We start from the raw sequence: 11,616 nt of genomic DNA on the forward strand, positions 1-11,616 counted from the left end.
ACTGTATTTACTGTTTTGTGTATTGGTTCGCGTGCAACAAACACCGTTGAGTACTCAGGTAAATCAATGTCGACTTTACTAGTACAAGGCAATATAAAGCAGCACCTTCGCTTTGAGCCTAGCGAGTTTTGGACCACCATGAGCAAATACCAAGATATGACTCGCCCACATTGGGATGCTGATTTAATTGTTTGGCCTGAAGCCGCAGTTCCTGAAATAGAAGCCCTTGCCGACAGCTACTTAGCTGGGCTAGATAGCGCAGCCTCATTTAATGAAACCGCCCTTATTACGGGCATTGTTGACTACCAAATCGATACTAAAACCATATTTAATACACTTATAGTGTTGGGTAACAAAGAGCGCGGCGATGAGCACGGCCATTATGAATACCTCAGTAAAAATCGCTATCAAAAACACCAGTTACTGCCGATTGGAGAATTTGTACCGTTTCAAGATATTCTGCGCCCAATCGCGCCTTTGTTTGATTTACCTATGTCGTCGTTTACGCGTGGCGACAGAATACAAAACAACTTGCGCGCCAATGGCTTTAATCTGCTCCCTGCTATTTGTTTCGAAATAGTATTTGCCGATTTAGTACGTGGCAATTATAAAACTAACTCAGATATATTATTTACTGTCAGTAACGACGCGTGGTTTGGTCAATCAATTGGGCCATTGCAACACATGCAAATTGCCCGCATGCGTGCCCTTGAGTTACAACGCCCGCTGGTACGTGTTACCAACAACGGTGTAAGCGCCGTATACGACCCGCTAAGCAATACACAACAAACCATGCCACAGTTTGAAGCCGCTGTATTAAAAGCCGATGTAAAATTGATACAAGGTAATAGTGTGTATAGCCAATATGGCAATGTGTTTGTATGGGGAATTGTGACGTTATTGGGGATTGGTGGGACTCTAATGCGATTTAAAAACTAAAAGTACTCAATATTTATGGGTCAAATTAGAGAATAAACTTGTGTGAACAATTCATATTTAATTTTATTTACATTGAGTTACATATTATAAATTTATGTGTTTTAGTCTTATTTCATATTAGTTACTATCAATATACTAATAATAATTAAAATATTTATGAAAAAAGTAATAAGCATAGCAACCTTAGTCATATTATTGTTTGGCTGCGCTAATTCAGCTAAAAGTGACCTATCAAGGCTAAAAAGTAATCCCGCCTGCTGTACCAACTTAAGCGACATTGCATTTGCAACACAGCAAATAAACAAGCTGACCTCTTTTGATTTGAAAAACCAGCCTATTAGAATTTTTAATGAAGCCAAAAGCCCATTCATTGCAATTGAAAAACCAAATAATAGTCGCTTCGCTCAAGTTTTTAGTTACGCCAATGGCGCATTTGTTCAAACAGCAACGCTTGTTTACCCTGAGTTAATACTGTTAGATAAATCAAAGCAGGTTATAAAACACCTTAAACCTTATGAGGCGTGGGAAAATGGTTTACCAACAACATTAGATTTAGCTGGTAACCTATATTACAAAACTCAATTTACTCTACCAGAGGAAGCCAAATACTTAATTTTTTATACTGATAGCAGTTTGAATAATAAAAAAACAACAATCAATTGGCGCTCACAAGTTGGTGGAAGTGAATATAGGCAACTTACCCTTACATCGTTCGCTAAAATTGGTATCAAATTACTTTAATTTTCAGGAGTTTTTATGAGATATATTTTTACCATTATTATCCTTGTCATATTAAGTGGATGTAAATCCTCACCCAACTACATGAATACGGGACAACTAAAAGCAAATTATCAGGTACTTGGATTTGGCGGTTTTTATGTTGAAGAAGATCTCACTTATTTTGAAAAACAATTAAAAAACCATTATAAAGCGCCAATAAAAAAAGCACTTGAAGCGCGTGGTTTTAAAGTAGTAGACGCCAGCGAAGTTTATACGGTATTTAATCAATTATTAGATAACGCTGAGAACTTATACGACCCGCTTACAGGACAAGCAAATGAAAACCTACGTAATGAACTCTGGAAAGAAGCGCTTGCCACTACAAAAACAAACCTCGGTGTAAATGCTTTTGTGTTTGCAGGTGTTGATACTGTACGCGCACATTTTACAAACAGTATTTTATTAGGCCACGTAGCCAAGTGGTATGGCCAAGAAGAGTCTTACCTTGAAGGTGGTGCCGATGGGGGTGATATATTCGTATCGTTATTTCAAAACGAACAAGGTTATGTGCCAGGAAGCAGAGTGTATATCAGAATTAGAGATGAGAAAGACACACTCTTAACTATGGGCTCTGGGGGTATTGAGTTAGTGGCACAATTTAACAGTGATGAAGAAATTATTGTGAAAGATGCCGATAAATTATTTAAAGACCCTGCAAAATTGGATAGTGCATTACAGTTCGCATTAAAAACAATCGACACTTGGAAGACGAAAAAATGATTAAACACATGGTTGTCATCATCGTTTTACTCAATTTAGTCGGTTGCAAACTATTTCAATACAATAGCGACCCTAAAGTGATAGCGAATGGAATTACAATCGCTAAACCGGCAACACATAGTAACCTAGCCTATATATGGTTACCAACAGCCAATACCGGTAACAAAGCACTCTATAGAGAAGCATTTGATAATAACGTAATTAACTTTTCAAAAAAATATAACTTAACTAACCTAAACCCTAAAGTTCAACCCATGTTTGATAACTTTATTATTGAACAAGGCGGTGCTTTTAACACAAAAACAGGCAAACTCGAATCAGAACGAGTGCAAGCAGCTATACAATTTACGTTTAACAGCATTAAGCAAACGTATCCAAATATTGGCAATTTGCTGGTTATCCACCCAAAAGAAAATTCAATTAAAATAGTAGATGGCACTGCAACTTGGAATGGTGTTGAGCAGCACGTATTGACAAGATCAAGAGACTCAGTCGAATTCAGGCCTGCAATTAGTATCGCCTTACAATATTATAATGACGTTGAAAAAAATAATTTTCATGAGGTTGGCCTAGATCTACATGCCCCTGACTTAACTGATAACGATAAATATGAGCAAATACTTAAGCATATTTTAACTCCTATTGTCTTGTTAAATACAAAAGTAAAATAGTCTTCGATCGCCCAATAATTAACTAAAACTTTAGCTAGTTATTGGGCTTTAATTTATAGTTTTTATCGATTCTCAATTACAACTGATTGTTGAAGTAATTTTCTCAATCCATAATACCAGCTAAGTGCAGCAACGGTACCGTGTGTTTCGTTTTCAAAGTAACGCTGTTTCACTGTTAATTTTTTACTTGGGTGATTCCTTAATTTATCTGCAAACGCTAATCCCCACTGATAATTTGTTTTACCTATATCACCAAATGCTGTGGCGTTATTCGCAAAGGTAAAATACACATTCCCTGCCATCTCTTTATTTTCAAGTTGATTATTTTTAAAGTAACGGTTTAAATAATTATTATCCCAAATGTAGGTAGCATCAATTATTAAGTAATCTGTAAATAATGTGTGATTAGTCAACAGTACGTAACTTGCAAACAAGCCACCAAAAGACTCACCAATTAATACCCGTTTAGTTGATGTGCGGTAATTTTGATTAATCAGTGGAATAAGTTCTTTTTCAAAAAATGCACTGTAGTTTGCGGCATTGCCGATATTTTCAAACCTTTCTAATAATTTTCCGTTAAACGTCCAGTCAATATTGGTTGGGGTAAAGTCGCGCTCTCTTATTGCGTTTTGGCTGTTAGGAATAGCTACAATAATTGCTTGCTGTATTTGCTGCTCTAAACGCTCTGTACTTAGCGCTTCCACCAACCCTGCAACTGCTTTTAAATGTGTGCTATCACCATCAAGTAAGTAAACTACAGGGTATGTTTTATCAGTATTTTGGCTATAACTAGGTGGTAAGTAAACGCTATAAAATCGCCTCTCTTTTAAAATTCGAGACTCAATATGGTTATTCTTTGCTAACACAAATGACTCGGAAGCACTTGCACTGATTGCAAAAAATAAAGTGATAATCGTCAACATTAAAAACTTCACTAGCGTACCTATTACCTATAACTATTAATTATTTAGCTTTTACGGTTTCTTCTATTGTTTCTATATTCACAATTTGCTTCACGCTACCTTGTATAACCACAGTCGCTGATATTTTATCTTGAATGGCTTGCCTGTTTGGGTCCCAATATACTTGTAAAAAGCCTAGCAACCCAGTGGCAAAACCCGCGCCATAACCACCGTAGCGGCCAAAGCAATCAAGCAAACCAAGTGGTTCGCCATTTAAGGCAACAACACGTATATTACACACCTTCTTACCGGGAGTTTGGCCACGCCAAAGTAATGAAAATAGCGTAAAGTAAACAGCAGCCCACCCAAAACCTAAGCCTAAGTCTTGAATAATACCTTTGCCCCACTGCAAAATACTGTTTGTAGTTGTTTGCGCAGGTTTTTCTTCTATTAACTGTGCAGACTTTATTTCGTTATTTTCACTGAGCACTAATAATTGTAAAAGCGCTCTAGCAAGTTGTGGGCTTTGAAGGTCGTCCATTTCTGCTAACTTGGGTACTTGCCTTATTAAATTATCAAGCGCATTTTGTTGGCAAGATTGCTCACACCTTTCGTCTTCTACTTTAATTAAATAGGCATTTACTCGGTGTTTTTCTGACTCAGTAAGCTGTATTTCGTCTTCTATTTTTACACCTTGAATAACTGAGCCGATTTCACTGTTATCGTCTTCTAAGTAGTCTATGCCAATTGAAAGCACAGCAAGAGCGCTTACAAATAAAATACTCGCTGCCATTATTTTTAATATTCTTCGCCATACACTGGACATTTTAGGAAGGTATTGCTGCGCAGTGCCTTTATAAAAAGCCATAGCAGCAACAAACGCAATTAAGGTGGCGCTAAGCTTTGCAGCTACAAATATTAGGGCAACATCTATTACTATTGCTAAAGCTCGTTTAAGAGGTGTTGCTAGAGGTATGCCTAACAGAGCGTTATCAATCTTAAATGCATAAGGGGTAATGACTTCTCTAGTTTCGGTTTTAGATAATTCTAATTGTTCTACTTCTTTTGCTTTCATTTTAATTCTTGTTATTAAAATAGGTAACGCGTTTAACTTACGCGCTTTTTATTTTTTGCTCAAGCTAATTCAAACAAGCGCTATTTACTGTTTGTTGCCTTCAAGGTGAAGGTTAAAGGGTGAGCGGGACGCAGAAGCTTTACTCGATTTTTATTTAGTCCACTAGGTTACAAACTTTGCGCAGCGACTAAATAACCCTAGATTCCACATATTTTATCCTTAAAAGCCAGCAAGCCCTGCGCGTTATTAATAAATTAGTTTAGGTTAAGTGAACAATTTATATGTGTGAGCGTATTAGTTAATCAAAGCCTTTAGGAGCAACCCAATGACCACTAAACAATTAGCCTCTCTTTTTATATTTAATACTTTGCTGCTAAGCGCAGAGGTTAACGCCAATCAGCGTTGGTACGTTGTAAACGATTCGGTCATGGGGGGCGTGTCTAATAGCCAAGTAAGCCATACAAAAGAGGCATTGGTATTTGAAGGTAATGTATCGCTTAAAAATAACGGAGGGTTTGCTTCTATCCGCACTGAGCTCAACACACAGGGTCAAAACGCAAATACTATTCATTTACGTGTTAAAGGTGACGGTCAAACGTATCAACTAAGGCTGCGTACATCTAACTACCTTGATGGACCTGCGTATACATACTCATTTAAAACAATAGAAAATGAATGGACTAACATTAATTTTACCGCAAGCGATTTTACGCTTACTTTTCGTGGTCGTACGCTAATGCAGCAACCGGTGATTGATTTTAGTGATATTAGACAACTTGGTTTTATGATTGCAGGAAAACAGGCGGGAAAATTTAAGCTTGAAATAGCACACATTGAATTTGCAGGTTAGTACGTTATGCTCACTTTTAATCGGTTAAAAGTGAGCAAACACAGTAACTTTACGACTCTATTGCAAGCAATTCTACTTCAAAAATAAGCAGTGATGCCGGTGGAATGCTCCCTACCCGCTTTTCGCCATAAGCCAATTGGTGCGGTATATAAAACTGAAATTTGTCTCCCGGGCTCATTAACTGTAACCCCTCGGTCCACCCTTTAATAACTTGGTGTAAACCAAAGCTGATAGGTGACTTGCGCTCTACTGAGCTATCAAACACAGTTCCATCGATGAGTGTACCGTGGTAATGCACATTGACCATACTTGTTGGGCTAGGTGTGTTGCTGTTTTCTCCTTTGTGCATTACTTTATATTGCAGGCCAGATGCAGTTTCTAATACACCATCTACTTTAGCGTTAGCCACTAAATAGTCGCTTTCAATTTGCGCATTAGAAATCGCCTGTTGCTTGGCCTTTTTACTATTTTTAAATATTAAAACACACAAAATAGCGATCACAACCGCCAAAATAATATTGATCATAATTAGTTTTTCTCGTCTTCTAGTTTTTCGTTTTCTAGCTCGTCATCCGCATCGTCGTCGTTATCGCCATTAACAATATCAGCAATCTCTTTTAAACGCGCAAGTGCGATGCCGTTTACTGAACTTTCAGGGTATACATCGTCGATGAGTTCGCCCGCTTCAATATCCATCAGTAAATTTAGCGCCTGATCGACCGTCTCTACTGCGTAAATATTAAATTTACCTTGCTCTACTGCATTGAGTATTTCGTCGTCTAAAACCAAATTAACTTGGTTTGACTTAGGAATAATGACGCCTTGCTCACCCGTTAAGCCGCGCATTTTACACAGCTTAAAAAAGCCTTCTATTTTTTCGTTTACACCACCAATGGCTTGTACATCACCATGTTGGTTTATAGAGCCGGTAAGCGCAATTGATTGGCTTATTGGTAAGCTTGTAATAGCCGAAATTAACGCGCAAAGCTCTGCCAACGAGGCGCTATCGCCGTCTATGTAGCCATAGCTTTGTTCTATTGCAATGTTTGCACTGAGCGTAAGGCTAAATTGCTGAGCATATTTATTACCTAAATAACCAGTAAGTAACATCACGCCTTTAGAGTGAATAGCTTTACCCAGTTCTGCTTCGCGCTCTACGTCTATTACGCCATCAGCGCCGGCGTATACCGTGGCAGTAATTCGCGCCGGTGTACCAAACGACGTATCACCAATGTGCAGTACCGTTAAGCCATTTACTTTACCAATGGCTTGTCCGGTTGTAGCAATTAACGTATGGCCTTCTTTGATATCACTAAGCATATTTTCACTAATTTGACCGGTGCGGTATTGCTTACCCTCAATGGCTTCATCAATATGATGCGCATCAATAACCGTTAGCTTATCTTGTTTTGCGTAATAACTTGCCTCAGCCACCAGCTCTAACACATCAGCAAAACGCGCTGACAGCTTATTATGATGCTCAGCTTGGCGATAACTAAATTTAAGCAATCTCACCATAGCGGCTTGCGTTGTAGTGCACTTAAGCGTTTTTTCGCAGTACTCTGTCACTTTAGTAATAAACTGATACTGTAACTTATCACTGCTTGGTAAGTAGTAATCAAAATCAGCTAGAACTCTGAATAGCTCTGCGAATTCTTCATCGTATTCACCTATGGTGTAATACAAATCGCGCGAGCCTAATAAAATAATTTTTACATCAAGTGGGATCAATTGCGGGCGAAGCGTAAAGCTCGTGCCTACTGTACTATCTTGATATGGTAAGTCATTTTTAATTTGGTGCATTTTCAGCGATAACTTTAGCCCATCCCACACCTGTGGGTTAGCCATTACTTTTTCAGCATCCATTATCAAATAACCGCCATTTGCACGGTGTAATGCACCGGGCTGAATTGAGCGGTAGCTGGTGATTAGTGTACCTTGTGAAGTGGCATACTCTATTTTGCCAAATAAATTACCAAAGGTAGGGTTAGGCTCGTACACCACAGGAGCTGCATCGTCTTCTTTAAACTCGACTAAAATATTGGGTGCAAAAAAGTCAGTGAGCATGCCTTTACGATCAAAGTCTTCTTTATTTTCTTCGTTTTCGTCTTCATCGTCTAGCCATTCAAGTACAGCATCTATAATTTCTACACGTATGTCTTTTAAATAGCGAAGCACGCCAATATGTGTGGCGTATTTATGTTCTAAATCTTTTAACAGTGGTTTAGTTGCTTGCTCAGCGGTTGACTTTTTAAGGTTGCGGAGTTTTTCTTTTGATTCACGTTTCCAACGCGGCAACTCTATCAGAGCTTCAATTAACGCATCTTCTAGTTTTTCTATTTTCTCAAAAAACGCTTCGCGAAGTTCATCTTCAAGTTCTGCAAACTCGCTATCACTCAACTGCTTGCCATCTATAAGTGGTGCAAAGCCCACTGAGCTTTTTTCTTCAACAAGTGCAACGCTTTGCTCAAGCGCAGCCACTTCAACGGCGGTAATTGCGCTGTCGTAAGCATCATTAAATTCACGATCAATTGATTTTTTCTTTCGCTGATAAGCAGGGTTATCAAATGCGGCTGGAAACGTGTCGAGCACTTCGTCTAAAAAAGAGTCTATGTCGTCACTCAATTGCTTACTTTGTCCTGCCTGCATAAACAATGCTATTGGCTCGCGATGGTCGTCGTAGTTATTAACATACAACCATTCGTTTGGGGTTACTCGGCCTTTGGCATGTTGTTTTAGTTTGTCCTTTACGAGTGTGTAACGCCCATGTGCGGCTTCGCCCATAACGTAAACGTTATAACCAGGTAATTCCATCCCCAGCGAAAAGTCCAGCGCACTTTGTGCACGTTGTTGCCCAATAAAATTGAGTTGCTCTGGGTAGGGATTATTCATGCACGTCAGTACGTGATTAGCAGAAATACTAGGTGCAAGCGTTGATACAGGTAGTGGCAGCAGTTTTTTCGTCATTCTAACTTCTTTATATACCAGCATAATCGCTGGCTTTTGGGCGTATTAAGTGGCCAGCAGCCACTTAATACATATGCTTAAGGGTGCAGTGCCTTACGACTAAAATAGATTCCATCACACTCAATACACGGTAAAATTTGTGTGGCGTGATAAACATCGTAACTATGAGTGCAATTCTTACATACTAATGTGCCCATGGCTATCCATTCACCTGCGTGATACACCCCATTATGTTTAAAATCTTGGTTTAAGGATTGCCATTCAAGCTGAGTTTTGTCTTCTATATGTGAAAGTTCAAACCATAAAGACTCTTTAAGCTCTTGCCATGCAAGCGAATTATAGTGGGAATCGTTCTCGCTAAGGTGCTCTACGTCACGTTTTAAGTAGTTACGGTAGAGCTGATACTTTTCCTCACCTAAATTTTTAAGTGCTTGCTCTGATTCAACAAAACGAGTTACCGCATCTTTTACCTCATGATCTTTGATGTCTTTTAGCCACGCGCTTAAATCACTAAGCCATGCTTTATAATCTGCCATTATGTACTCCTTCAAAATTGCTAATAAACGAGTTGGGTTGACGCAATATTTATGAATCTTTACTCAGGCCACTAAGTGACATTTTATACTGTGATTAGAAAACCCTAAACTGAGCAAATTTCAATCTACACAGGTCAACACGCCTGACGTTTAACATAGATAAGTATAGGTTAACCTGACATGAAGGTTACAATTTAGCAAAACGGTGTTTTTGACGCTGTGAATAGTGCTTTATTTGAGTTATCCTATCGGCAATTTTTTATTAGTTTGCAAGAAGTCTGGAATCGTAGATGCAAGAGCAATATAACCCGCAAGATATAGAGTCAAAAGTACAAAGCTACTGGGAAGAAAACCAAGTATTTAAAGTCACTGAAGATGAGAGCAAAGAAAAATATTACTGTCTTTCTATGTTCCCTTATCCGAGTGGTCGACTGCATATGGGTCATGTGCGTAACTACACCATTGGTGATGTTGTTTCTCGTTTCCAGCGCCTGCAAGGCAAAAACGTAATGCAGCCTATGGGTTGGGATGCGTTTGGTTTACCAGCAGAAAACGCCGCTATTAAAAATAAAACAGCGCCTGCAAAGTGGACTTACGAAAACATTGATTACATGCGTGACCAACTTAAGCAATTAGGTTTTGGTTACGATTGGGATCGCGAAATTGCTACCTGTCACCCAGAGTATTACAAATGGGAGCAGTGGTTTTTCACTAAGCTTTACGAAAAAGGCCTAGTGTATAAAAAAATGTCTACGGTTAACTGGGATCCGGTTGATCAAACTGTACTTGCTAACGAACAAGTTATTGACGGTCGCGGTTGGCGCTCTGGCGCTGTGGTTGAGCAAAAAGAAATTCCACAGTGGTTTATTAAGATTACCGACTACGCACAAGAGCTTTTAGACGATTTAGACAAATTAGAAGACTGGCCTGAGCAAGTTAAAACCATGCAGCGCAATTGGATTGGCCGCTCTGAAGGTTTAGACATTGAATTTACGCGTACCGATAACAACGAAAAGTTTAGCGTATACACCACTCGCCCAGATACTTTCATGGGTGTAACTTATCTCGCCGTTGCCGGTGGCCACCCTATTGCCCAAGAAGCCGCTAAAAACAGCGATGCGATTGCAATGTTTGTTGAAGAATGCAAAAACACCAAAGTAGCCGAAGCAGATATGGCAACAATGGAGAAAAAAGGCATTGCAACAGGCTTTTACGCAACTCACCCATTAACAGGCGAGCAAGTGCCTATTTGGGTGGCTAACTTTGTACTTATGCATTACGGCTCAGGCGCGGTAATGGCAGTACCTGCACACGACCAACGTGACTTTGAGTTTGCAAATGCATACGGCCTAGATATTAAACAAGTTATTGCGCCTGTTGAAGGCTCAGACTTTGAAGTAAACCTAGCGCAAGAAGCATTCACCGAAAAAGGTGTATTAGTAAACTCTGGCGAATTTGACGGATTAGACTTTTCAGCAGCGTTTAATGCGATTGCCGACAAACTAGAAGCACTAGGCGTGGGTGAGCGTAAAGTAAACTTCCGTTTACGTGACTGGGGTGTTAGCCGCCAACGTTATTGGGGCTCTCCAATTCCAATGCTGAGCGACGAAAACGGCAACGAGCTTGCTGCAACAGAAGATATGTTACCCGTTCGCTTACCAGAAGACGTGGTAATGAATGGTGTAACATCACCAATAAAAGCAGACCCTAATTGGGCTAAAACCACAGTTAACGGCGTACCTGCTACGCACGAAACTGACACCTTCGATACTTTTATGGAATCGTCTTGGTATTACGCACGTTACTGCAGCCCACGTTACGACGAAGGCATGTTAGACCCAGCAGCCGCTAACTATTGGTTACCTGTAAACCAATACATAGGTGGTATTGAACACGCAATTTTACACTTATTGTACTCACGTTTTTTCCATAAACTATTGCGTGACTTTGGTTTAGTAAATTCAGACGAGCCATTTGACCGCTTACTATGTCAAGGCATGGTATTGGCTGAAACGTTCTATCGTAAAGATGAGAAAGGTGGTGATATTTGGATTTCACCAAGCGATGTAGAAACAGAAACTGACGAAAAAGGTCGAGTTACTAAAGCATGGCACAAGGAAGATGGCGAACCAGTATTTTCTTCAGGCATGAGCAAAATGTCTAAGTCTAAAAATAA

Annotated in this window: 11 protein-coding genes; 6 read left to right on the plus strand and 5 right to left on the minus strand. The window is 39.4% G+C overall.

Annotated features, from left to right (window positions below):
* From lnt to BCG07_RS08740, 4 genes are all read left to right on the plus strand, one after another.
* On the plus strand, positions 1–939 hold a 939-nt coding region (gene lnt / locus BCG07_RS08725; protein ID WP_286889846.1), incomplete at its 5' end, for an apolipoprotein N-acyltransferase.
* A 156-nt stretch (positions 940–1,095) separates the two neighbouring features.
* Positions 1,096–1,680 (plus strand): MalM family protein, encoded by a 585-nt coding sequence (locus BCG07_RS08730; protein WP_039036654.1) that lies wholly within the window; start codon positions 1,096–1,098, stop codon positions 1,678–1,680.
* Positions 1,681–1,695: 15 nt separating this feature from the next.
* Positions 1,696–2,439: a hypothetical protein gene (locus BCG07_RS08735; protein ID WP_235420593.1), complete on the plus strand. Its 744-nt coding sequence runs from the start codon at positions 1,696–1,698 to the stop codon at positions 2,437–2,439.
* A complete protein-coding gene (locus BCG07_RS08740; RefSeq protein WP_006793408.1) occupies positions 2,436–3,110 on the plus strand; it encodes a hypothetical protein in 675 nt (224 codons plus the stop codon). The genes BCG07_RS08735 and BCG07_RS08740 overlap by 4 nt, the downstream gene beginning before the upstream one ends.
* Positions 3,111–3,172: 62 nt before the next feature.
* Here BCG07_RS08740 and BCG07_RS08745 read toward each other — a convergent pair whose 3' ends face one another.
* Entirely contained in the window at positions 3,173–4,033 is an 861-nt protein-coding gene (locus BCG07_RS08745) for an alpha/beta hydrolase (RefSeq protein ID WP_502694053.1), read from the minus strand.
* Positions 4,034–4,073: 40 nt separating this feature from the next.
* Positions 4,074–5,087, minus strand: a complete 1,014-nt coding sequence (locus tag BCG07_RS08750; protein ID WP_243533092.1) for an RDD family protein — start codon at positions 5,085–5,087, stop codon at positions 4,074–4,076.
* A gap of 325 nt (positions 5,088–5,412) precedes the next feature.
* Between BCG07_RS08750 and BCG07_RS08755 the strand changes: the two genes are divergently transcribed.
* Entirely contained in the window at positions 5,413–5,937 is a 525-nt protein-coding gene (locus BCG07_RS08755; RefSeq protein WP_243533090.1) for a CIA30 family protein, read from the plus strand.
* Between the two features lie 49 nt (positions 5,938–5,986).
* On the opposite strand, the gene bamJ is transcribed toward BCG07_RS08755, so the two are convergent.
* The 3 genes from bamJ to BCG07_RS08770 all read right to left on the minus strand — a co-directional run bounded on the left by bamJ (position 5,987) and on the right by BCG07_RS08770 (position 9,440).
* Entirely contained in the window at positions 5,987–6,463 is a 477-nt protein-coding gene (gene bamJ, locus BCG07_RS08760; protein ID WP_243533088.1) for a BamJ family beta-barrel-assembly machinery protein, read from the minus strand.
* A gap of 2 nt (positions 6,464–6,465) precedes the next feature.
* Positions 6,466–8,904: a Lon protease family protein gene (locus tag BCG07_RS08765; protein WP_243533086.1), complete on the minus strand. Its 2,439-nt coding sequence runs from the start codon at positions 8,902–8,904 to the stop codon at positions 6,466–6,468.
* 77 nt (positions 8,905–8,981) lie between these two features.
* Positions 8,982–9,440 (minus strand): zinc ribbon-containing protein, encoded by a 459-nt coding sequence (locus BCG07_RS08770; protein ID WP_243533084.1) that lies wholly within the window; start codon positions 9,438–9,440, stop codon positions 8,982–8,984.
* A 290-nt stretch (positions 9,441–9,730) separates the two neighbouring features.
* Here BCG07_RS08770 and leuS point away from each other — a divergent pair.
* A partial coding sequence (gene leuS / locus BCG07_RS08775; protein WP_286889851.1) for a leucine--tRNA ligase occupies positions 9,731–11,616 on the plus strand: 1,886 nt, incomplete at its 3' end.

This window comes from Pseudoalteromonas sp. ESRF-bin5 (genome assembly GCF_002632075.1).
GTDB classification, from domain to species: domain Bacteria; phylum Pseudomonadota; class Gammaproteobacteria; order Enterobacterales; family Alteromonadaceae; genus Pseudoalteromonas; species Pseudoalteromonas marina.

Bases quoted from the DNA above. Each gene is read 5' to 3' on its own strand.
- BCG07_RS08755 (WP_243533090.1), top strand. From the start codon at position 5,413: ATGACCACTAAACAATTAGCCTCTCTTTTTATATTTAATACTTTGCTG.
- BCG07_RS08730 (WP_039036654.1), top strand. From the start codon at position 1,096: ATGAAAAAAGTAATAAGCATAGCAACCTTAGTCATATTATTGTTTGGC.
- BCG07_RS08770 (WP_243533084.1), bottom strand. From the start codon at position 9,440: ATGGCAGATTATAAAGCATGGCTTAGTGATTTAAGCGCGTGGCTAAAA.
- BCG07_RS08735 (WP_235420593.1), top strand. From the start codon at position 1,696: ATGAGATATATTTTTACCATTATTATCCTTGTCATATTAAGTGGATGT.
- BCG07_RS08745 (WP_502694053.1), bottom strand. From the start codon at position 4,033: ATGTTGACGATTATCACTTTATTTTTTGCAATCAGTGCAAGTGCTTCC.
- BCG07_RS08740 (WP_006793408.1), top strand. From the start codon at position 2,436: ATGATTAAACACATGGTTGTCATCATCGTTTTACTCAATTTAGTCGGT.
- BCG07_RS08765 (WP_243533086.1), bottom strand. From the start codon at position 8,904: ATGACGAAAAAACTGCTGCCACTACCTGTATCAACGCTTGCACCTAGT.
- BCG07_RS08750 (WP_243533092.1), bottom strand. From the start codon at position 5,087: ATGAAAGCAAAAGAAGTAGAACAATTAGAATTATCTAAAACCGAAACT.
- bamJ (WP_243533088.1), bottom strand. From the start codon at position 6,463: ATGATCAATATTATTTTGGCGGTTGTGATCGCTATTTTGTGTGTTTTA.